This is a genomic window from Streptomyces sp. NPDC002004 (assembly GCF_053593975.1).
This window is the reverse complement of record NZ_JBSFDP010000008.1, coordinates 14067-36471: the sequence shown is the minus strand read 5'-3', so window position 1 is coordinate 36471 and position 22405 is coordinate 14067. Positions and strand designations below refer to the sequence as shown.

Below are 22405 nucleotides of genomic sequence, written 5' to 3'. Positions count from 1 at the left end.
GGGGCGCCCTCCCGTCTCAGGACCCGGCGAGCGGGTTGTCCAGCGTGCCGACCAGCTGGAGGGCCCCCGACGGGTCGGAGAGGTCCACCATCTGCCGGTTGTTGCGCAGCTGGAGCCGGTTCAGGCAGGACAGCGCGAACTCGGGCGCGAACAGGTCGTACTGCGCGAACTTCTCCGCGAGCTGCGGGGCGGACGCCTGGTACTCCCGTACGCAGGACGCGACGGCCCCCCAGAAGGTGTCCTCGTCGAGCAGGCCGTCCGTGACGAGCTGCGCCGCGAGGAAGCGGAAGAAGCAGTCGAAGACGTCGGTGAAGATCGACAGCAGCTTCTGGTCGTCGGGCACCTCGACCCGGATCCGCTCCACCGCGGGCGGCAGCACCGCGTGCGGGTCCATGACGGCGATCTCCTCGGCGATGTCCTTGAAGACCGCCCGCCGGACCGTGCCGTCCTCGCCGAGCACGAGGATGACGTTCTCGCCGTGCGGCATGAACACCAGGTCGTACGCGTAGAAGCTGTGCAGCAGGGGCGTCAGATAGGCCCGCAGATAGCCGCGCAGCCAGTCGGCGGCGTCCAGCCCTGACTCCGTGACGAGCGCGCCCACGAAGGAGCCGCCGTCGCGGTCGGTGTGCAGCAGCGACGCCATCGTGGCGAGCCGCTCGCCCGGCGCGAGCGAGGGCACGGGGCTCTCCCGCCACAGCGCCGCGAGCATCTTGCGGTACGGCGAGTAGCGGTCGGTCGCCGCCTCGTACTCCAGGTGCCGGTAGCCGACCGAGGCCCGCTCGCGGATGACGGACAGGCCCGTCGACTTCAGCACCGGGTCGGAGTCGACGAGGGCGGCCAGCCAGTCGTTGATCGCCGGGGTGGCCTCCATGTATGCCGCCGACAGGCCCCGCATGAACCCCATGTTGAGGACCGACAGGGCGGTCTTCACATAGTGCTTGGCCGGGTCGCTCGTGTTGAAGAACGTACGGATCGACTGCTGGGCCAGATAGTCGTCCTCGCCCTCGCCGAGCACGACGATCCGCCGCGTGGCCACCTCCGCCGCGAAGGTCACCGCGAGCTTGTTCCACCACTGCCAGGGGTGGACGGGCAGCAGGAGGTAGTCGTCGGGTTCGAGCCCGAGGCCGGTCAGCGTGGCGGCGAACCGCGCGAGGGTCTGCTCGCCGAGTTCGGCCCGCATCAGGGACTCGTAGTCCAGGCCGGCGCCGGCCGAGAAGGCGGCACGGTCGCGGTGCGCGGCGAGCCAGACCAGCCGGACCGGGCGCGCGGCCTCGGGGGCGTACGACAGGTATTCGTGGATGCCGAAGCCGAGCCTGCCGTTGTTGGCGACGAAGCAGGGGTGGCCCTCGGTCATGCCGGTCTCGATCGCCTGGAAGCCCGCGTGGGTGAGCTCGCCGGAGGACAGCGCCGGTTCGGCGAGCTTGTAGCAGGTGCCCGAGAGCGTGGAGGAGATCTCCTCCAGGTAGACCGGGAGGATGTCGTCCGCGATGCCCAGCGTCTTCTTCAGCTCGACGAAGAAGTCCAGGGCCTCCAGCGGGAGTTCGGCACCGTCGCGGTGCCGGGTGATCGACTCGGGCAGCACCTGCCAGTGGTCGAGCCGGAAGAGCCGGGCGGCGAAGCGGTAACGGGTCTGGCCGTCGTCGCTGCGGACCTCGTACCGGCCGTCGTCGGTGGCCTCCGGGCGCAGCAGCCGCTCATGGGCGAATTCGGCGAGTGCCTTGCGGATCAGCAGCCGGTTGGCGAGCGCCCAGCGCCCGGGGGAGAGATGGGCGACGGCGTCGGACGCCGGGGCGGTGGCGGACGCGGTGGGCGACAGGGTCATATGGCGGCTCCCAGGGCGGCCTCGAACCGGTCACGGGTGCAGAAGCTGAGCAGTGCCCGCTTCTCCGGCTTCTGGATCTCCCGCTCGGGGACGAAGCCGACGGCCTCGTTCAGCCGGTGCACCGCCGTGTTGCCCACGTCGGGCTCGACGACGACCCGCCGGGTCCCGGGGTCGGCGAACAGATGCGTCATCACCGCGGTGATGACCGCCCGCGTGAAGCCGTGCACGGGTGTGTCGGACGGCGCCACGAGGAAGTGCATGCCGACGTCCCCGGGCTCGGGGTCGTAGAGCCCGACGAGCTCGACGTGCGCGGGGTCGTACCGCTCCATGAGGAAGGCGGGCTCCCCGTCGTGCAGGCCGATGAACGCGTCGTGGTGCTCGGCCGCGGCGATCGCCATGTACTCCCGCTCCACGTCCTGGAGCCGGGCGTCCTGCATCAGCCAGAAGGCGGCCTTGGGGTGCGTGACCCAGCCGTGCACGAGCTCGGAGTCGGCGAGGGGTTCGAGGGGACGGATGCCGAAGGTCCCGATGCCGGTGGTCATACGGAGAACTCCTGGAACGCGATGGTCTTCTCGACGGGGTAGGGCTCGCTGCCGAGCAGCTCGCGGATGATGTACGCGTTGCGGTACGGGCCCATGCCGAGGTCGGGGCTGGTGATGCTGTGGGTGTGGACGGAGGCGTTCTGGACGAAGATGCCGCGGCCCGTGGTGTCGACGGAGTAGTTCCGGGCGACGTCGAAGCGTCCGCGGGAGTCCCAGCGGATGCGGTCGCGCACGGGGTCCAGGAAGGCGGGCGGCGCATAGCTGTAGCCCGTGGCCAGGATCAGGCCCTCGGTGCGCAGGGCGAAGTCCTTGCCCTGCTCCTGCTGGCGCAGGCCGAGGGTGTAGGCGCCGTCGTCGTACGAGGCGCTCTCCAGGGCCGTGTTGGTGAGCAGGCGCGTGGGGACGGGTCCGGCGATGCTCTTCTGGTAGAGCAGGTCGAAGATCGCGTCGATGAGTTCGCCGTCGATGCCCTTGAAGAGACCTTTCTGCTGGGTTTCGAGGCGGTAGCGGGTCTCCTCGGGCAGCGCGTGGAAGTAGTCGATGTACTCGGGTGAGGTCATCTCCAGCGTGAGCTTGGTGTACTCGAGCGGGAAGAAGCGCGGGGAGCGCGTGACCCAGTTCAGCCGATAGCCGTGGACGTCGATCTCGCTCAGCAGGTCGTAGTAGATCTCGGCGGCGGACTGGCCGCTGCCGATCAGCGTGATCGACTCCTTGCGCTGGAGCTCCGCCTTGTGCTGGAGGTAGCGGGAGTTGTGGATGAAGTCGCCGCCGAGGTCCGCGCAGGCCTCGGGGATGTGGGGCGGGGTGCCGGTGCCGAGGACGAGGTGCCGGGCGCGGTAGGTCTCGCCCGCGGTGGTGCGGACGTGGTAGACGCCGTCCTCGTGCGTCACCTCCGTCACCGTCGTGCCGAAGCGGATGCTGGAGAGCTTCCCGGCGGCCCAGCGGCAGTAGTCGTTGTACTCGGTGCGCAGCGGATAGAAGTTCTCGCGGATGTAGAAGGAGTACAGCCGGCCGGACTCCTTCAGGTAGTTGAGGAAGGAGTACGGGGACGTCGGGTCCGCGAGGGTCACCAGGTCCGACATGAACGGGGTCTGGAGGTGGGCGCCCTCCAGGAACATTCCGGAGTGCCAGTCGAAGTCGGGCTTGGTCTCCAGGAAGACGCCGTTCAGCGCGTCGAGGGGTTCGGTCAGGCAGGCCAGGCCGAGGTTGAAGGGGCCCAGCCCGATCCCCACGAAGTCGTACGTTTCAGCTGGCGCGGTCAAGGTTCTCTCCCAGGTACTGCTCGGCGTGGCCGGCGATCAGGTCGAGGACGGCCGCGATGTCCGCGGGCGTCGTCTCGGGGTTGAGCAGGGTGAACTTCAAGTAGTGGCGGCCGCCGACCTTGGTGCCCGCGACGACGGCGTCGCCGGAGGTGAACAGGGCCTTGCGGGCGTACAGGTTGGCGCGGTCGATGTCGGCCGGGTCGGTGATGTCGGCCGGGACGTAGCGGAAGACGATGGTGGACAGCCTGGGTTCGACGACGACGTCGTAGCGGGGGTCGGCGGCGAGCATCCGCCAGCCCTCGCCCGCCAGGTCGCAGACCTCGTCGAACAGCCCGCCGATGCCGTCGGCGCCCATGACGCGCAGGGTCATCCATAGCTTGAGGGCGTCGAAGCGGCGGGTGGTCTGCAGGGACTTGTCCACCTGGTTGGGGATGCGCTCCTGCACGGCGCGCCGCGGGTTGAGGTAGTCCGCGTGGTAGGTGGCGTGCTGCAGCGTGGCGGCGTCACGGACCAGCAGCGCGCTGGAACTCACCGGCTGGAAGAAGGACTTGTGGTAGTCCACGGTGACCGAGTCGGCGCGCTCGATCCCGTCGAGCAGATGCCGCCGGGTGCGGGAGGCGAGCAGGCCGCAGCCGTAGGCGGCGTCGACGTGCATCCAGGTGCTGTGCTCGGCGCACAGGTCGGCGATCTCCGGGAGCGGGTCGATGGAGCCGAAGTCGGTGGTGCCCGCGGTGGCGACGACGGCCATCGGAACGAGGCCCTCGCGCTCGCAGCGGCTCAGCTCGCGGGCGAGCGCGAGGGTCTGCATGCGCTTGTCCTGGTCGCAGGGCAGGGACACGACGGCGTCCGGGCCGAGGCCCAGCAGCTTCGCGGACTTCTTGACGCTGAAGTGGCTCACCTCGGAGGTGAGGATGCGCAGTTTCGACAGGTCGTCGGTCTTGGCCTCCTCGCGGGCGAGGAGCAGTGCCTGGAGGTTGGACTGGCTGCCGCCGCTGGTGAACACGCCGTCCGCGGCCGGTCCGAGGCCGGCCCGCCCGGTGGTCCAGTCGATGAGCCTGCGCTCGATGAGGGTGCCGCCCGCGGACTGGTCCCAGGTGTCCAGCGAGGAGTTCACGGCGGACAGGACGGCCTCGCCGAGCACGGCCGGGATGACGACCGGGCAGTTCAGGTGGGCGAGGTAGCGCGGGTGGTGGAAGTAGACGGCGTCGCGGAGGTAGACCTCCTCGAGCTCGTCGAGGGCGGCGGTGGTGTCGTGGAGGGGCTGGTCCAGGTCGATCGCGTCGATGCGGGGGGTGAGCTCGTCCACGGACACTCCGGTGAACGGCCGCTCGGTGGTGGCGAGTCTGGCCGCCACCCGCTCGATTCCCTCGGTCACACTGCGGCGGTACTGATCCGCGGTCGTGTCATTGAGCAGGTGGGAGCGCATGAAGGGTCCTCCGGGGCGGGGCGCGAAGAGGTGACGGGCCGCTACGGGAAGGGGCGGGGCCGCAAGGTCAAACTTAGGTTAGCCTAACCTAAGTCAACCCGGGACCCCGTCCCAAGGGCGGCTTTGCGTCGACTTGTCGCCACGGCCGACTGATCCAACCGTACGCGTACACCTCTCCGGTCGCACACCAATTCGGCCCCAACGGCCGCGTGTCCACCAGGAGTTGACGTGCTACTCCGCCGCGCGCAGCTGCTCCTCCGTCAGCCCTCGGCGCCAGTAGCCGACGAACGTGACGCTCTTGCGGTCGATCCCGCGCTCCCGTACGAGGTGCCGCCGCAGCTCCTTGACGGACCCCGACTCACCGGCGATCCAGGCGTACGGGGTCCGGGTGTAGGGGAGTCGGGCCGCGCGCACGGCGTCGGCGCCCGAGGGCGCGCCCTCGTCGCGTACGAGCCAGGTGATGTGCGCGTCGGCCGCGGTGCTCAACGGCAGCCGGTCCGCCGTGTGCTGGACCTCCAGGAACACCTGGGTGCGCAGGCCCGGCGGCAGCCACTCCAGGATGGCCGAGGCGGCGGGCAGGGCGGTCTCGTCCGCCCACAGCACGACCAGGTCGGTGTCCGCGGGCGGGCGGAAGCGGATCGCGGTGTTGTCCTCGATCGCGGGCCCGAGCAGCAGGACGCGGTCGCCGGCCGCTGCCCGGGACGCCCAGCGGGACGCGGGGCCCGCCGGGGCGCCGCCTCCCGGTCCGACGCCGTGCAGCGCGAAGTCGATGTCGATCTCGACCGTGCTGCCGAGAGCGTCCCGGCGCAGCGCCCGCAGTGTGTACGAGCGCATCACGGCCCGTACGTCGTCGGGAAGTTCACGCCAGGCCTGCCACCAGGCGTCGCCCTCGTCCAGCGGTACGACGGGCTCGGGCTGGCCCGGGTGCGGCAGGAAGAGCGACAGGCTCTGGTCGCGGCCCGCGGAGGCGAAGGCGTGCAGATCGGGCCCCTGGAAGGTGACACGGACCAGGGACGGACCGAGCCGCCTCGTCCGTGCGACCTGGAGGGAGAAGAAACGGAACGGGGCGGCTACGGCCGTCGTCATGAGTGCTCCTGAAACACGTCAGGGGGCGGGATGCGGGGGTGTCGGCCGGCCCGGGTGCGGTGACCGGCCGGGCGGCGGCTCGGTCAGCCGACCTTCTTGGCCTTCTCGATGGCCTCGGCGAGGTCCTCGAGGATCGGGGCGCACTTGTCGTACGAGAAGATGGGCTCGGTGACGCGCGGGACGACCTGACCGGCCTTGACGGCGGGGAGCTTCTTCCAGGTGCCCTTGGTGATGTCGGCGGGCTGGATCGCCGAGGTGCGGTTGTCCATCATGATGATGTCCGCCGGGTACTTGTCGACGTTCTCCCAGCTGAGGTTCTCGAACCAGCCGCCGCTGGCCTTCAGGGCCTTCGCGGGCGGCTCGACGATGTTCACGCCGAGGGCCTTGAAGTACTCCAGGTCCGCGGAGAGGTTGGAGCCGGAGACGTAGAACAGGTCCTGGCTCGCGGAGCCGACGAGGACCCTGATGTGCGGGTTGGCCTTGGCCGCCTTGCGCAGCCGGGCCGACGCGTCCTCGAAGCGCTTCTTCGCCGCGGTGACCTTCGCGGACTTCACATCGGCGCCGAGCGAGGCGGCGAGGTCGAGGAGGCGCTGCAGGGGCGCGGTCATCTGGCGGTCGTAGACGGAGATGCCGACGGTCGGCGCGCCGACCTGGAGGATCTTGTCCTTGGACTCGTCGGGGACGTACCAGAGGGTGCCCTTGTCGTCGAACATCGTGGAGACCAGGACGTCGGGCGCGAGGCCCGCGTACTTCTCGATGTTGAACTGGCCCCACTCGTTTCCGAGGACCGTGAGCTTGCTGATGTCCATGTCGCCGGCCTGGACGTCCGGCTTGCCGTCCTTGGTCCTCGTCGGGCCGAACACGCCCTTGACCTCGACGCCGTAGTCGTACAGCGCGGCGGCCACGCCGGTGAAGGCGACGATGTTCGCCGGGACCTTGTCGGCCCCCACGGTGGTGCCGCGGTCGTCCTTGAAGCTCCACTTCCCTGACTGTGCGGCGCCGCCCTTGGCCTTGTCCGAAGTCGTGGAGTCGCCGCCTCCGCAGGCGGTCAGCAGGGCGCCGAGTCCGAGGGCGCCGCCCGCGGCGAGAACGCTGCGACGGGCGGGACGGGCAAGTCGGGCATGGGGCATGGCGGGGCTGCTTTCGGACGTGCCGACCGAGCGGCGGGATCACGGAACGGAAGATAGGTTAGCCTAACCTCAGTTCCTGTCCAGGGGGCGGCCCGGGCCCTTCGCCCTCCCCGCGGGGACCCGGCGGCGCACACGGCCGTCGGCGTCCGGGCCGGCCCGTACAGCGGTATGCCCCCCGTGCGTCGACGCACGGGGGGCATACCGCTCTACGGGTGTCACATGACGGGGTGCCGGTTCAGGACGTCAGCCCCAACTCCCGGGCGATCAGCATGCGCTGGACCTCGCTCGTGCCCTCGCCGATCTCCAGGATCTTGGAGTCGCGCCACATACGGGCCACCGGGTACTCGTTCATGAAGCCGTAGCCGCCGTGGATCTGGGTGGCCTCGCGGGCGTTGTCCACGGCGACCGTCGAGGAGTAGAGCTTGGCGAGTGCCGCCTCCTTCTTGAACGGCTCGCCGCTGACCAGCCGGGACGCCGCGTCGCGCCAGGCGAGGCGGGCTGTGTGGGCCTTCATCTCCATGTCGGCGATCTTGAACTGGATGGCCTGGTTCGCGCCGATCGGACGGCCGAACGCATGGCGCTCCTTGGCGTACTTCACCGACTCGTCCACGCAGCCCTGCGCCAGGCCCGTGCCGAGTGCCGCGATCGCGATACGGCCCTCGTCGAGGATGCGGAGGAACTGCGCGTAGCCGCGGCCCTCGGTGCCGAGGAGGTTCTCGGCGGGCACGCGCACATCGGCGAAGGACAGCTCACGCGTGTCGGAGGCGTTCCAGCCGACCTTCGAGTACGGCGCCGCGACGGTGAAACCGGGGGTGCCGGAGGGGACGATGATCGAGGAGATCTGCGGCTTGCCGTCGGGCTTGCGGCCCGTGACCGCCGTCACCGTCACCAGGCCCGTGATGTCCGTGCCCGAGTTGGTGATGAAGCACTTCGAACCGTTGATGACCCATTCGTTCGTCGCCTCGTCGAGGCGGGCCGTCGTGCGCGTGGCGCCCGCGTCGGAGCCGCCGTCCGGCTCGGTCAGCCCGAACGCGCCCAGGATCTCGCCGGAGCACAGCCGCGGCAGCCACTCGCGCTTCTGCTCGTCGGTGCCGAAGAGGTGGATCGGCATGGCGCCGAGCGACACCCCCGCCTCCAGCGTGATGGCCACGGACGAGTCGACGCGGGCGAGCTCCTCCAGGGCCAGGCCCAGCGCCAGGTAGTCGCCGCCCATCCCGCCGTACTCCTCGGGGAACGGCAGCCCGAACAGCCCCATGCGGCCCATCTCGCGCACGATCTCGTACGGGAACTCGTGGCGCTCGTAGAAGTCGCCGATCTTCGGCGCGACGACGTCGTGGGCGAACTCCTCGACGGTGCGGCGCAGTTCCTCGTGCTCCGGGGAGAGCCGGTGGTCGATCGTCATGACGGGGACTCCTTGGGGGACGGGTCCGTGGATGCCCCGGTCAGGGCACGGACGGTGCGGGACGGGCTGGGCCGGCCCAGCTGCTCGGCCATCCACGCGCTCGTGGCGGTCAGACGGCCCAGATCGACCCCGGTCTCGATGCCGAGGCCGTCGAGCATCCACACCAGGTCCTCGGTGGCGAGGTTCCCGGTGGCGCTCTTCGCGTACGGGCAGCCGCCGAGGCCGCCGGCGGAGGCGTCTACCGTGGTGACGCCGTGCTGCAGCGCCGCCAGGGTGTTGGCGAGCGCCTGGCCGTACGTGTCGTGGAAGTGCACGCCGATGGCGCTGGTCGGCACGCCCTCCTCGTTCAGTTCGGCGAGCAGCGTCAGCACATGGCCGGGCGTGGCCACGCCGATGGTGTCGCCGAGGCTCAGCTCGTCGCAGCCGAGGTCCATCAGCTGCTTGGCGACCCGGACCACCTGGTGGATGGGGACCGCACCCTCCCAGGGGTCGCCGAAGCACATCGAGAGATAGCCGCGGACATGCATCCTCGCGTCCTTGGCGCGGGCGACCACCGGCTCGAACATGGCCAGCGACTCGTCGATGGTGCGGTTCAGATTGCGCGACGCGAAGGTCTCGGTCGCCGACCCGAAGACGGCGATACGGCGGACGCCGAGTTCGACGGCCCGGTCGAGCCCGCGCTCGTTCGGCACGAGGACGGGCAGCGCGACCCCCTCGACGTCCCGCACCATCGGGAACAGGGTTGCCGCGTCGGCCAGTTGGGGCACCCACTTCGGATGCACGAAGCTGGTCGCCTCGACGGTCGTCAGTCCGGCCCCGGCGAGACGGCGGATGAACTCCGCCTTGACCTCGGTCGGTACGACCGTCTTCTCGTTCTGGAGCCCGTCCCGCGCTCCGACCTCGTGGATCCTCACCCGGGCGGGCAGGTCCTGGGTCGGCACGGTCATGGGCAGTCCGGCGGCGCTCATTGCGCGGCCCCCTCCCCGTCCTGCTCCACGGGAGCGATCACGGCCAGCACCTGGTCCATGGCGACCGTGGCGCCCGGGGTGACGTCCAGCTCGGTGACCGTGCCGGCGTGCGGGGCGGAGATGACGTGCTCCATCTTCATCGCCTCGACCACCAGCAGGCTCTGGCCCGCGGCCACCTCGTCGCCGACGGCCACCTTCACGACGGTGACCGTGCCCGGCATCGGAGCGGTCAGCGAGTCCCCGCCCGCCCGTGCGGCCCCGGCCAGCGCCTCGGCCACCGGGTCGTGGTCGCGCACCTGCCAGGCGTCGCCGTCGCGCCCCAGCCACTCCCCGGCGCGCCGGAAGGTGTGGCGCACCCCGTCGAGGGTGACCGCGACCTCGTCGGGCGTGACGGTGCCGGCGCCGCGCGGGCGGTGCGTGACGGGTTCGAGTCCCGGCACCCGGAGGGGGAAGCCGACGGGTGCGGGGGTGCCGCCCAGCCGCCAGCCGCTCGGCACGGAGAAGGGATCCGTCCAGCCCTCGCCCCGGGGCCCCAGGGCGTCGAGGCGCACGGCGGCCGCCGCCTCGTACACCTCCTCCGGCACGGCGCCGTCGATCAGCCCCTCGACCTCCCGCTCGACCAGCCCGGTGTCCAGGTCGCCGCTCACCACGGCCGGATGGGCCAGCAGCCGGCGCAGGAACCCGGCGTTGGTGTGCACGCCCAGGGTGACCGTCTCGGCGAGGGCGGCGCGCAGCCGGCGCAGCGCGGTGGGGCGGTCGGGGCCGTAGGCGATGACCTTCGACAGCATCGGGTCGTAGAGGCTGCCGACCTCCGTGCCCTCGCTCAGCCCCGAGTCGGTGCGCACCCCGTCGCCCTGGGGCTCGCGCAGCGCGAGCACCGTGCCGCCGGACGGCAGGAACCCGCGCGCGGGGTCCTCGGCGCAGATCCGGGCCTCGACGGCGTGCCCGGTGAGGGTGATGTCCTTCTGCTCGTACGGCAGGTGCTCGCCCGCGGCGACGCGGATCTGCCACTCGACCAGGTCGAGACCGGTGACGAACTCCGTGACCGGGTGCTCCACCTGCAGCCGGGTGTTCATCTCCATGAAGTAGTACGAGGAGGGGTCGCCGCCCGGGACGATGAACTCGACCGTGCCGGCGCCTCGGTAGCCGCAGGAGCGCGCCGCCTGGACGGCGGCCTCGCCCATCGCGGCACGGGTCCCCTCGTCGAGCAGGACGCTCGGCGCCTCCTCGATGATCTTCTGGTGGCGGCGCTGCAGGGAGCACTCGCGCTCGCCGAGGTGGACGACGTTGCCGTGGCCGTCGGCGAGTACCTGGATCTCGATGTGCCGGGGTCGGTCGACCCAGCGCTCCACGAGCAGGGTGTCGTCGCCGAAGGAGGCGCGGGCCTCGCGCCGGGCCGCGGCGATCTCGTCGGCGAGCAGCGCCTCGTCGCGCACCAGCCGCATGCCCTTGCCGCCGCCGCCCGCGGACGGCTTCAGCAGCACCGGCATGCCGATCTCGCCTGCCGCATCGGCCAGTTCGGCGTCGGTCAGGCCGCTGCCGCTCGAGCCCGGCACCACCGGCACCCCGGCCGTCCGCACCGTCTCCTTGGCGCGGATCTTGTCGCCCATGAGGGAGATCGCCTCGGCGGGCGGTCCGATGAAGACCAGCCCGGCGTCGGCGCAGGCGCGTGCGAAGTCCGCGTTCTCGGCGAGGAAGCCGTACCCGGGGTGCACCGCCTGGGCGCGGGTGCGGCGGGCCGCCTCCAGCAGCCGCTCGACCGACAGATAGCTCTCGGCGGCCGGTGCCGGTCCGATCCGTACGGCCGTGTCGGCCTCACGCACGTGCCGGGCGTCCGCGTCGGCGTCGCTGAACACGGCGACCGAACGGATGCCGAGCGCCCGCAGCGTACGGATGACGCGGACCGCGATCTCGCCGCGGTTGGCCACAAGGACTGTGTCGAACATGGTGGTCATCCGTCCCCTCACATCCGGAAGACGCCGAAGCCGGGGTCACCCAGCGGGGCGTTGGCGCAGGCCGTCAGTGCCAGGCCCAGCACCTGCCGGGTCTCCAGCGGGTCGATCACGCCGTCGTCCCAGAGGCGGGCGGTCGCGTAGTAGGCGTTGCCCTGCTCCTCGTACTGGGCGCGGACCGGAGCCTTGAAGGCCTCCTCGTCCTCGGCGGGCCACTGCTCGCCGCGTGCCTCCATCTGGTCCCGCTTGACGGTCGCGAGGACCGATGCGGCCTGCTCGCCGCCCATCACGGAGATCTTGGCGTTGGGCCACATCCACAGGAAGCGCGGGGAGTACGCCCGGCCGCACATCGAGTAGTTGCCGGCGCCGTACGAACCGCCGATCACCACGGTCAGCTTCGGCACGCGTGTGCACGCCACGGCGGTGACCATCTTGGCGCCGTGCTTGGCGATGCCGCCCGCCTCGTAGTCCCGGCCGACCATGAAGCCGGAGATGTTCTGCAGGAAGACGAGCGGGATGCCGCGCTGGTCGCACAGCTCGATGAAGTGGGCGCCCTTCTGGGCCGACTCGGAGAACAGGATGCCGTTGTTGGCGACGATCCCGACCGGGTGGCCCTGGATGCGGGCGAAGCCGGTGACGAGCGTCTGGCCGAACTCCGCCTTGAACTCGGCGAAGCGGGAGCCGTCGACCACGCGCGCGATGACCTCGCGGACGTCGTACGGGGTGCGCGAGTCCACCGGCACCGCGCCGTACAGCCCGTACGGGTCGACCTTCGGCTCCTCGGCCGTCTCGACCTGCCACGGCAGCGGACCGCGCCGCGGGAGGGTCGCGGCGATGTTCCGCACGATGCGCAGCGCGTGCGCGTCGTCCTCGGCGAGGTGGTCCGTCACACCGGAGACCCGGGAGTGGACCTCGCCGCCGCCGAGCTCCTCGGCGGTCACGACCTCGCCGGTCGCGGCCTTCACCAAGGGCGGCCCGCCCAGGAAGATCGTGCCCTGGCCGCGCACGATGACGGCCTCGTCGCTCATCGCCGGGACGTACGCCCCGCCGGCCGTGCAGGAGCCGAGGACGGCCGCGATCTGGGGGATACCGGCCCCCGACATCCGGGCCTGGTTGTAGAAGATCCGCCCGAAGTGCTCCCGGTCGGGGAACACCTCGTCCTGCATCGGCAGGAAGGCGCCGCCGGAGTCCACGAGGTAGACGCAGGGGAGACGGTTCTCCAGCGCCACCTCCTGGGCGCGCAGGTGCTTCTTCACCGTCATCGGGTAGTACGTGCCGCCCTTGACCGTGGCGTCGTTGGCGACGACCACGCACTCGCGGCCCGCGACCCGGCCGATCCCGGCGATCACACCCGCGGCGGGTGCGTCCCCGCCGTACATGCCCTCGGCGGCCAGCGGCGCCAGCTCCAGGAAGGGCGAGCCCGGGTCGAGGAGCGTGTCCACCCGGTCCCTCGGGAGCAGCTTGCCGCGCGCGGTGTGCCGCGAGCGGGCCCGCTCACCACCGCCGAGCGCCACCCGCCCGAGGCGGGCGCGCAGATCGTCGACGAGGGCGCGGTGCGCATCCTCGTTGGCCCGCCAGGCCTCGGAGGCGGGATCAGCCGCCGTCCCCAGCACCGGTGCCTCTTGCATCGTGTCGAGCCCCCTTATCAGAGCCGCGCACTTGTTAATGACCGTTAACGCGTTTCCTTCAGGTTAACGACCGCTAACCTCCCTGTCTAGAATTGATTTCATGGCGACCAGAACCGACGCACCCACCCGCCGTGAGCAGATCCTCAAGGAGGCCGCGCGGCTCTTCGCCGAGCGGGGCTTCCACGGGGTCGGCGTGGACGAGATAGGAGCCGCGGTCGGCATCAGCGGCCCGGGCCTCTACCGCCACTTCGCCGGCAAGGACGCGATGCTCGCCGAGCTGCTCGTCGGCATCAGCGAGCAGCTGCTGACCGGTGGCAAGCGGCGGGTCGCCGAGACCGACGGCGATCCTGAGGCGGTCCTCGACTCGCTCATCGAGGGGCACATCGACTTCGCGCTCGACGACCGCCCGCTGATCACCCTGCACGACCGGGAGCTGGACCGCCTGCGGGACAGCGACCGCAAGCTGGTGCGCCAGCTCCAGCGGCAGTACGTCGAGCTGTGGGTCGAGGCCGTCGGCAAGGTCTATCCCGGGTTCGTCGAAACGGGTGCCCGGGCGGCCGTGCACGCCGTCTTCGGGCTGCTCAACTCCACGCCGCATCTGAGTCGCCCGGCCTCCCTGCCGGGTCGTACGACGACGGCGGAGCTGCTGCACCGGATGGCGCGTGGGGCGTTCGAGTCGGCCGCCTCGGGCGACCTCCCGGCAAGTGGAGGAGTGACCTCCGTCTCTGGACAGGCGTAGTGACCGGCCGGTAGCTTGCGCATGAGCAAGCGCTTAGACAGGTACCGGTGGAGGAGCGAGACAGTGCGCCGTACGGTTTTCAACGAGGATCACGAGGCGTTCCGGGAGACTCTGCGCGCCTTCATCGAGGCCGAGGTCGTCCCGGTCCACGACGAGTGGTTCGCCGCGGGCCAGGTCCCGCGCGAGTTCTACTACAAGCTCGCCGAGCTGGGCATCTTCGGCATCAACGTCCCCGAGGAGTTCGGCGGCGCCGGCCTGGAGACGCATAAGTTCGAGGCCGTCCAGTACGAGGAGACCGCCCGCGCGGGCGTCACCTTCGGTGGCTCCGGCGTGCACGTGCTGCTCGCCCTGCCGTACATCAAGATGCTCGCCTCCGACGAGCAGAAGAAGCGCTACCTGCCGAAGTTCGTCAGCGCCGAGGAGATGTGGGCCCTCGCGATGACCGAGCCGGGCACCGGCTCCGACCTCGCGGGCATGAAGACCACCGCGAAGCTGTCCGAGGACGGCACGCACTACGTCCTCAACGGCTCCAAGACCTTCATCACCGGCGGCGTGCACGCCGACCGCGTGATCGTGTGCGCCCGCACCTCCGCCCCGCGCGAGGACGACCGCCGCTTCGGCATATCCCTGTTCGCCGTGGACACCAAGTCCGAGGGCTACTCCATCGGCCGCAAGCTCGACAAGCTCGGCCTGAAGACCTCCGACACCGCCGAGCTGGCCTTCGTCGACGTGAAGGTGCCGGTCGAGGACCTCCTCGGAGAGGAGAACAAGGGGTTCCACTACCTCGGCGCCAACCTGCCCTCCGAGCGCTGGGGCATCGCCTACGGCGCGTACGCGCAGGCCAAGGCCGCCGTGCGGTTCGCCCAGCAGTACGTGCAGGAGCGCACCGTCTTCGGCAAGACCGTCGCCTCCTTCCAGAACACCAAGTTCGAACTCGCCGCCTGCCAGGCCGAGGTGGACGCGGCCGAGGCCGTCGCCGACCGCGCACTCGAGGCCCTCGACGCCGGTGAGCTGAGCGCGGCCGAGGCCGCCAGCGCCAAGCTGTTCAACACCGAGGTCGCGCACCGGGTCATCGACCGCTGCCTCCAGCTGCACGGCGGCTACGGCTTCATGAACGAGTACCCGATCGCCCGCCTGTACGCCGACAACCGCGTCAACCGCATCTACGGCGGCACCAGCGAGGTCATGAAGATGATCATCGCCAAGAACATGGGCCTGTAGGGGCTCCGGGACGACAGGGAAACCCGAGAAGGCTGCACGGTACAACTGACACCATGAGTCAGGCACTCCAGTCCCTGCTCGATCTGCTCGACCTGGAGCGGATCGAGCAGGACATCTTCCGCGGACAGTCACGCTCCGCCGTCGTCCCCCGCGTCTTCGGCGGCCAGGTCGCCGCACAGGCCCTGGTCGCCGCCGGACGCACGGTCCCCGAGGACCGCCTCGCCCACTCGCTGCACGCGTACTTCCTGCGCCCGGGCGATCCGGGCGCGCCGATCGTGTACACGGTGGACCGCATCCGCGACGGGCGCTCCTTCACCACGCGGCGGGTCGTCGCGGTCCAGCACGGCCACCCGATCTTCCACCTCTCCGCGTCCTTCCAGACGCACGAGGAGGGGATGGAGCACCAGGCGGACATGCCGTACGCGCCGGACCCCGAGACGCTGCCGACGGCCGCCGAGATGCTGCCGCAGTACGCCGACGTCTTCCACGACCCGGACATGGTCCAGCGGCTCATCGAGGCGCGCGAGGCGGTGGACCTCCGCTACGCCGACGCGCCCCCGTTCGGCAGCGTGGGCGAGCCGCGGGAGCCGCGCTCCCAGGTCTGGTTCCGCACCAACGGCAAACTCGCGGACGACCCGTTGCTCCATGTCTGTCTGGCGACCTACGTCTCCGACATGACCCTGCTCGACTCGGTGCTCCTCGCCCACGGGCGGGGCGGCTGGGCGATCGGGGACGTGGTCGGGGCGTCGCTGGACCACGCGATGTGGTTCCACCGGCCGTTCCGCGCGGACGAATGGCTCCTGTACGACCAGGAGTCCCCTTCGGCGTCCGGTGGGCGCGGACTCGGACAGGCCCGCATCTACACGCAGGACGGGCGGCTGGCGATCTCCGTGATCCAGGAGGGCGTGGTCCGCGTGCCCCGCCCGTAGCCGGGCATACGTCCCCGGTATGGGCGCAGAAGGTGAGTTCGTCGAGACCGAGGCCGGCAGCGAGAGCGCATTCACCGTGGTGGTCGCGGCTTTGGCCAATCTCGGAGTGGCGCTGGCCAAGGCCGTCGCGGGGGTGATCAGCGGGTCCAGCGCGATGCTGTCGGAGGCGGCGCACTCGTGTGCCGACACCGTCACGGAGGTGCTGCTGCTCGCCTCGGTCAAGCGCGGGGGGCGACCGGCCGACGAGGACCACCCGCTGGGCTACGGCCCCGAGCGGTACATCTGGGCGCTCCTCGCCGCCGTCGCCACCTTCGTCGGCGGCGCCGTCTTCTCGGTCTACGACGGGGTGCACGCGCTGACGGCGGGCGAGGAGCTCGGCGACCCCGTCGCCTCCTACATCGTGCTCGGGGTCGCCTTCGTGCTGGAGGGCATCTCCCTGCGCACCGGCATCCGCCAGGCACGGGGGCAGGCGAACCGTTTCGACGCGTCCGTGGGCCGCTACCTCCGGCACACGCCCGACACCGCCGTGAAGGCGGTCGTCATGGAGGACACCGCGGCGCTCGTCGGCCTGGTGCTGGCCGCGGGCGGGCTGCTGGGCGGCCAGCTGACCGGCTCGTCGGTCTGGGACGGCGTCGCCTCGCTCTGCATCGGCGTGCTGCTGCTGTACGTCGCCTGGGTGCTGGGCAGGTCCAACGCGCAACTGCTGATCGGGCAGCCGCTGCCCCGTGAGATGCGCCGCGAGGTGCGCGACCGCATCCTGGAGGACCCGCATGTCGTCGACGTCCTGGAACTGGTCACCCTGGTGCAGGGTCCCCAGGAGGTGATGATCGCGGCGAAGGTCGGCTTCCGGGACGTGTCCACCGCCGCGGAGATCGAGTGGGCCTGCGAGAACACCGAGAAGCGGCTGCGGGAGCGCTTCCCGGCGATCCGCCGGGTGTATCTCGACCCCACACCGGGGCCCGGCGAGCGCGACCGGGTGCGTTCCGCCGGCGTCGAATGATCCGGCGGCCCTGACGGCCCCTACACCTCCGACGGCCCCGGCGGGACCGGGGCCCGGACGGTACGGGTGCTCCGGTCAGGCGGCGTCCAGTCCGGCCGCCGCCAGCAGGTACGCCGTCATCGGGTCGTAGTACCGCGGGCTCGTGACGTGGTCGTCGAGCGGGACCGTCACCTGGAGGGTGCCCTCGGCCTCGCCGATGAACAGGGCCGGGTCGTTGCAGTCGGCGTACCCGACGGAGTCGATGCCCCGCTGTCCCGCGCAGCCCGCCCAGCCGTGGTCCGCGACGACCAGGTCCGGCTGGGGGCGGCCCTCGCGCTCGAGGCCGTCGAGGATCGCGGCCATCGGCTCCGGCGCGTGGGTGTGCCACAGGGTCGCGCCCCGCTCCAGCACGGCGACGTCCGCGAACTGGAAGACCATGGCCTCGTCGGTGTGCAGGCCCTCGGGGATGACGACGATCTCGCATCCGGCGGCGCGCAGTGCGGCGGCCGTGGCGCGGTGCACGTCGAGCAGGCCGCCGGGGTGGCCGGTGGCGAAGAGCACGCTCTGCCGTCCGGCGGCAGCCTTGCGCAGCCGGGCCGCCATCCGCTCCAGGGCGTCCACCGTCAGCTCGGGGTCGATGGTGTCCTGCCCGAACCGGTGCTCCGGGTCGTCGTTGACACCGCATCTCTCGGCCATCACAGCGAGCACGTCCTGCTCGTCGCTCCAGCGGTCGCCGAGCTCCAGCCCCAGCCAGTAGTGGCGGTCGCCGTTCGCGAGCTTGCGGTAGTGGGAGAGGTTGTTCTCGCGAGGGGTGGCCACGGGTCCCGCGATGCGGGTGCGGACGAGATGGTCGACGAGGGCGGCGCGGGTGGGTGTCCCGGATATCGGCATGGGTCCCATTGTGCCGGGGCGTCCCCCATGCGGGGGGCGGTGTCCCGAGCCATGGGACGCGGGTCACTCGGTTCTGCCCCCGGCCCGGGTGCCCGTCCCTTGCGGAAGCGCTCCTGTTCCCCCGCTCCGCGGGTGCGGACTCCGCCCCCGCCGTGGCCGTCAGAGGTGGGTCGGCTCGAACATGCGCAGGAGGGCCGGGAGGACCACCACGGAGGGGCCGGGGGTGGCCAGGGACTTGGCCAGGTCCTCGCCCAGTGCCTCCGGTGTCGTGCGGACCGCCGGGACGCCGAAGGACCCGGCGAGGGCGACGAAGTCGGGGCGGGACAGTTCCGTGGCCGTGGCCTGCCCGAAGGCGTCCGTCATGTACTCGCGGAGGATGCCGTATCCACCGTCGTCGACGATGAGCCAGGTGACCGGCAGGTCGTACTGGCGTGCCGTCGCCAGTTCGGCGATGGAGTACATGGCGCCGCCGTCGCCGGAGACCGCGAGGACCGGGCGGGTGGGGTCCGCAACCGCGGCGCCCAGCGCGGCCGGGAAGCCGTAGCCCAGGCCGCCCGCGCCCTGCGCGGAGTGCATGGTGTTGGGCCGGCGCGCGTCGAAGGCCGACCACGCCCAGTACGCCAGGATCGTCATGTCCCAGAAGGACGGGCAGGAGTCGGGGAGCGCTTCGCGGACGGTGGCGACGAGCTGCTGCTCCAGGGTCAGGTCCTGGGCCGCGATACGGTCCCGGACCCGGGTCAGCACGTCGCGTACCCGCTCGGGGGCCGACGGGTCGCGACGCTCCCGCACGGTCTCGAGCAGCGCCGACAGGGCGAGGCGCGCGTCCGCGTGGATGCCGAGGGCCGGGTGGTTGGACTCCAGCTTGCCGGCGTCGGCCTCGATCTGGACGACACGGCCGCGCGGGGCGAACGTGTGGTAGTTCGAGGAGAGTTCGCCGAGGCCCGAGCCGACGACCAGGAGGACGTCGGCGTCCTCCAGGAAGTCGGTGGTGTGCCGGTCCTCCATCCACGACTGGAGGGAGAGCGGGTGCTCCCAGGGGAAGGCGCCCTTGCCGCCGAAGGTCGTGACCACCGGGGCCTGGATCCTCTCGGCGAGCGCGAGGAGCTTGCCCGTGGCGTCGGAGCGTACGACACCGCCGCCGGCGATGATCGCCGGGCGGGCCGCGGTCGACAGCAACTCGGCCGCCACGGCGGTCAGTTCCGGGCGCGGCACGATCTCGTGCGGTGTCGCGTCGAGAGCGGTGACCACCGGCAGCGTCGTCCCGGCGAGGAGCACGTCCTGCGGGATCTCGACCCAGACCGGGCCGTGCGGCGCGGTGAGCGCCGACTCCCAGGCCGCCGCGATCGCGGACGGGATCTGGGACTGGGTGCGCACCGTGTGCACCGACTTCACGATGTCCCGGACGGAGGCCTGCTGGTCGCGGAGTTCGTGCAGATAGCCGTGGCGGCCGCCGCCGAGACCGGCCACCGGGATCTGGGAGGAGATCGCGAGGACGGGGGCCGAGGCGGCCGCCGCCTCCTGGAGCGCGGCGAGGGAGGTGAGGGCTCCCGGGCCGGTGGACAGCAGCAGCGGCGCCGCCTCGCCGGTGACCCGGCCGTACGCGTCGGCGGCGAAGCCCGCGTTGTTCTCGACGCGCAGACCGACGTACGTCAGGTCCGAGCGGCGCAGCGCGTCGAACATGCCGAGCGCGTGCTGGCCCGGCAGTCCGAACACGGTGGTGGCGCCCAGACCCTGGAGGGTCTCCACGACCAGGTCCCCGCCGTTGCGCCCGGCCGGGGGGTTGAGGGCCGCTTCGGTCTGGGCGGCGGTCGGCCGCAGGACCAGGTCGTGGTCGTGGGTCACGTCGGTCAGCCCTCCTGGCGCGCCGCGGCGATCTGGCGGGACATGATCGTGGTCAGCTCGTACGCCGTGTGGGACGCGGCGACGGCCGTGATCTCGGCGTGGTCGTAGGCGGGGGCCACCTCGACGACGTCGGCGGAGACGAGGTTGCAGGAGGACAGGCCGCGCAGGATCTCCAGGAGCTCGCGCGAGGTCATGCCGCCGGCCTCGGGGGTGCCGGTGCCGGGGGCGTGCGCCGGGTCGAGGCAGTCGATGTCGATGGAGATGTACAGCGGGCGGTCGCCGATGCGCTGGCGCAGCTGGTCGGCCACCTCGTCGGCGCCGCGGCGGTAGATGTCCGCCGAGGTGACGATGCCGAAGCCCATCTTCTCGTCGTCGGTCAGGTCCTGCTTGCCGTACAGCGGGCCGCGGGTGCCGACGTGGGACAGCGCGGAAGTGTCGAGGATGCCCTCCTCGACGGCGCGGCGGAACGGCGTGCCGTGCGTGTACTCGGCGCCGAAGTAGGTGTCCCAGGTGTCGAGGTGCGCGTCGAAGTGGAGCAGGGCCACCGGGCCGTGCTTCTTGGCGACCGAGCGCAGCAGCGGCAGCGCGATGGTGTGGTCGCCGCCCAGGGTCATCATGCGGGCGCCGGTGCCGAGGATGTCGTCCGCGGCGGCCTCGATGGTCTCCACGGCCTCGTTGATGTTGAACGGGTTGGCCGCGATGTCACCGGCGTCCGCGACCTGCGCGAGGGCGAACGGCGAGGCGTCCTGCGCCGGGTTGTAGGGGCGCAGCAGCCGGGACGCCTCGCGGATGGCGTTGCCGCCGAAGCGGGCGCCCGGCCGGTACGAGACGCCCGAGTCGAACGGCACGCCCACGACGGCGACGTCGGCGGTGCCGACCTCGTCGATGCGGGGCAGCCGGGCGAACGTGGCCGGACCGGCGTACCGCGGGATGCGGGAGGAGTCGACGGGGCCGCGCGGCGTCTCGTTGCTGCTCATGATCTGGTGCCTTCTTTCCTGCGATTCGTCGCGTTCGTGACGGACGATGGTGACTTTACTGAGGTGCCGGTACGGCCTCAGGGCTGGGGGCGGGCTCAGGCGTGCGTCCCGCGAGACGCTCGCGCCAGACGGCGAGGACCGCCGCGTCGGTGGGCCTGGTCGCGAGCGAGACGACGACGTAGGCCACGAGCGAGGCGAGCAGGCCGTAGTAGACGGGCTCATTGGCAAGGATGCCGTAGCCCCACATCAGACCGATGACGGAGAGGGCGCCGACGACCACCGCGGCGAGCGCACCGGCGGCGGTGCCGCGCTTCCACACCAGACCGCCGAGGATCGGCACCAGCAGTCCGCCGACGAGCAGGTCGTACGCGACGGTCAACGCCTCGACGACGTTGTTCAGCGCGATGGCGATGCAGACGACGGCCGCACCCATGATCAGGATGAAGAGGCGGTTGCCCTTGACCTCGTCGTGGGCCTCTTCGCGGGCGCCGTCGCGGGCCCCGTCGTGGTCGCGCTTGACGACGCCGCGCAGCCGGGACCAGATGTCGTTGTTGGCGACGGTCGCGCAGGCGATCAGTGCACCGGACGAGGTCGACATGACCGCGGCGAGCGCGGCGGCGAGGACCAGGCCGCGGACACCGATGGGCAGGGCGTCCTTGACGATGGTCGCGAAGGCGTCGTCTGCCCTGCCGAGCTTCGGGTAGAGCACCTTGGCCGCGGTGCCGATGACGGCGCCGGCGAGGGCGTAGGCCAGGCAGTACGTACCGGCGACCGTGCCGCCGTAGCGGGCGACCCTGTCGCTGCGGGCGGTGAAGACGCGCTGCCAGATGTCCTGCCCGATGAGCATGCCGAAGGTGTAGATCAGCACGTAGGTGAAGATCGTCTCGCCGCCGATGCCCAGCGGGTCGAAGTAGCCGGTGGGCAGCTTCGCCTTCATCTCGCTGAAGCCGCCGGCCTTGACCACGGCGATCGGGAGCAGGAGCAGCAGCACGCCGATGGTCTTCACGACGAACTGCACCATGTCGGTCAGCGTGATCGACCACATGCCGCCGAGCGTGGAGTAGGCGACGACGATCGAACCGCCGAGGATGATCGCCACGGTGCGGTTCATGTCGAAGAGGACGTCGAAGATCGTGGCGTACGCGATCGTCGAGGTGACCGCCAGCATCAGCGTGTACGCCCACATGACGACACCGGAGATGACGCCGGTCCTGCCGCCGTAGCGCAGGTCGAGCATCTCGGAGACCGTGTAGACCTTGAGCCGCGCGATCCGGGCGGAGAAGAAGACGGAGAGGGCGAGCAGGCCCAGGCCGATGGTGAAGACCATCCAGGCCCCGGAGAGCCCGTACTTGTAGCCGAGGCCGACGCCGCCGATGGTGGACGCGCCGCCGAGGACGATCGCCGCCATCGTGCCCGAGTACATGGCGGGTCCCAGGCGGCGGCCGGCCACCAGGAAATCGCTCTTGGACTTGGCGCGGCGCATGCCCCACCAGCCCATGGCCAGCATCCCGGCCAGATAGACGACGATCACTGTGTAGTCGACGGCCATGGGCCCTCCTTCGCGCACCTCGGTGGCGTGTCGTGCAGATGGTGGGTTCCGGCGTCAGAC

At 71.1% G+C, this 22405-nt stretch carries 18 protein-coding genes; 4 read left to right on the top strand and 14 right to left on the bottom strand.

What is annotated here, in order from left to right:
* Positions 1–16: 16 nt before the first annotated feature.
* From ACWCP6_RS15055 to ACWCP6_RS15010, 10 genes are all read right to left on the bottom strand, one after another.
* Positions 17–1822 (bottom strand): IucA/IucC family protein, encoded by a 1806-nt coding sequence (locus ACWCP6_RS15055; RefSeq protein ID WP_450932858.1) that lies wholly within the window; start codon positions 1820–1822, stop codon positions 17–19.
* A complete protein-coding gene (locus ACWCP6_RS15050; protein ID WP_450932857.1) occupies positions 1819–2364 on the bottom strand; it encodes a GNAT family N-acetyltransferase in 546 nt (181 codons plus the stop codon). Before ACWCP6_RS15050 ends, ACWCP6_RS15055 begins: the two co-directional genes overlap by 4 nt.
* Entirely contained in the window at positions 2361–3626 is a 1266-nt protein-coding gene (locus tag ACWCP6_RS15045) for a lysine N(6)-hydroxylase/L-ornithine N(5)-oxygenase family protein (RefSeq protein ID WP_450932856.1), read from the bottom strand. Before ACWCP6_RS15045 ends, ACWCP6_RS15050 begins: the two co-directional genes overlap by 4 nt.
* A complete protein-coding gene (locus ACWCP6_RS15040; protein WP_450932855.1) occupies positions 3610–5052 on the bottom strand; it encodes a pyridoxal phosphate-dependent decarboxylase family protein in 1443 nt (480 codons plus the stop codon). Before ACWCP6_RS15040 ends, ACWCP6_RS15045 begins: the two co-directional genes overlap by 17 nt.
* A gap of 231 nt (positions 5053–5283) precedes the next feature.
* A complete protein-coding gene (locus ACWCP6_RS15035; protein WP_450932854.1) occupies positions 5284–6138 on the bottom strand; it encodes a siderophore-interacting protein in 855 nt (284 codons plus the stop codon).
* 83 nt (positions 6139–6221) lie between these two features.
* Entirely contained in the window at positions 6222–7268 is a 1047-nt protein-coding gene (locus ACWCP6_RS15030) for an ABC transporter substrate-binding protein (protein WP_450932853.1), read from the bottom strand.
* 235 nt (positions 7269–7503) lie between these two features.
* Positions 7504–8664, bottom strand: coding sequence for an acyl-CoA dehydrogenase family protein (locus ACWCP6_RS15025; RefSeq protein ID WP_450933053.1), 1161 nt, complete (start codon positions 8662–8664; stop codon positions 7504–7506).
* A gap of 2 nt (positions 8665–8666) precedes the next feature.
* Positions 8667–9638, bottom strand: a complete 972-nt coding sequence (locus ACWCP6_RS15020) for a hydroxymethylglutaryl-CoA lyase (protein WP_450932852.1) — start codon at positions 9636–9638, stop codon at positions 8667–8669.
* Positions 9635–11584: an acetyl/propionyl/methylcrotonyl-CoA carboxylase subunit alpha gene (locus tag ACWCP6_RS15015; RefSeq protein WP_450932851.1), complete on the bottom strand. Its 1950-nt coding sequence runs from the start codon at positions 11582–11584 to the stop codon at positions 9635–9637. Before ACWCP6_RS15015 ends, ACWCP6_RS15020 begins: the two co-directional genes overlap by 4 nt.
* Positions 11585–11601: 17 nt before the next feature.
* Complete coding sequence (locus tag ACWCP6_RS15010; protein ID WP_450932850.1) at positions 11602–13218, bottom strand: carboxyl transferase domain-containing protein; 1617 nt, start codon at positions 13216–13218, stop codon at positions 11602–11604.
* Between the two features lie 100 nt (positions 13219–13318).
* On the opposite strand from ACWCP6_RS15010, the gene ACWCP6_RS15005 reads away from it, so the two are divergent.
* The 4 genes from ACWCP6_RS15005 to ACWCP6_RS14990 all read left to right on the top strand — a co-directional run bounded on the left by ACWCP6_RS15005 (position 13319) and on the right by ACWCP6_RS14990 (position 17107).
* On the top strand, positions 13319–13957 hold the full coding sequence (locus ACWCP6_RS15005; RefSeq protein WP_450932849.1) for an SACE_7040 family transcriptional regulator: 639 nt from the start codon (positions 13319–13321) through the stop codon (positions 13955–13957).
* Positions 13958–14020: 63 nt separating this feature from the next.
* Complete coding sequence (locus ACWCP6_RS15000) at positions 14021–15178, top strand: acyl-CoA dehydrogenase family protein (RefSeq protein ID WP_450932848.1); 1158 nt, start codon at positions 14021–14023, stop codon at positions 15176–15178.
* A 53-nt stretch (positions 15179–15231) separates the two neighbouring features.
* Positions 15232–16107: an acyl-CoA thioesterase II gene (gene tesB, locus ACWCP6_RS14995; protein ID WP_450932847.1), complete on the top strand. Its 876-nt coding sequence runs from the start codon at positions 15232–15234 to the stop codon at positions 16105–16107.
* A 19-nt stretch (positions 16108–16126) separates the two neighbouring features.
* The gene (locus ACWCP6_RS14990) at positions 16127–17107 is read left to right on the top strand and encodes a cation diffusion facilitator family transporter (RefSeq protein ID WP_450932846.1); all 981 of its coding nucleotides are present in this window, start codon (positions 16127–16129) and stop codon (positions 17105–17107) included.
* A gap of 75 nt (positions 17108–17182) precedes the next feature.
* Here the strand turns inward: ACWCP6_RS14990 and ACWCP6_RS14985 are convergent, their stop codons facing one another.
* From ACWCP6_RS14985 to ACWCP6_RS14970, 4 genes are all read right to left on the bottom strand, one after another.
* Entirely contained in the window at positions 17183–17977 is a 795-nt protein-coding gene (locus ACWCP6_RS14985) for a phosphatase (RefSeq protein WP_450932845.1), read from the bottom strand.
* 159 nt (positions 17978–18136) lie between these two features.
* On the bottom strand, positions 18137–19819 hold the full coding sequence (locus tag ACWCP6_RS14980) for a thiamine pyrophosphate-binding protein (RefSeq protein ID WP_450932844.1): 1683 nt from the start codon (positions 19817–19819) through the stop codon (positions 18137–18139).
* Between the two features lie 5 nt (positions 19820–19824).
* A complete protein-coding gene (speB, locus tag ACWCP6_RS14975; RefSeq protein ID WP_450932843.1) occupies positions 19825–20796 on the bottom strand; it encodes an agmatinase in 972 nt (323 codons plus the stop codon).
* Positions 20797–20851: 55 nt separating this feature from the next.
* Positions 20852–22345, bottom strand: coding sequence for a sodium:solute symporter (locus ACWCP6_RS14970; RefSeq protein ID WP_450932842.1), 1494 nt, complete (start codon positions 22343–22345; stop codon positions 20852–20854).
* Positions 22346–22405: the final 60 nt, after the last annotated feature.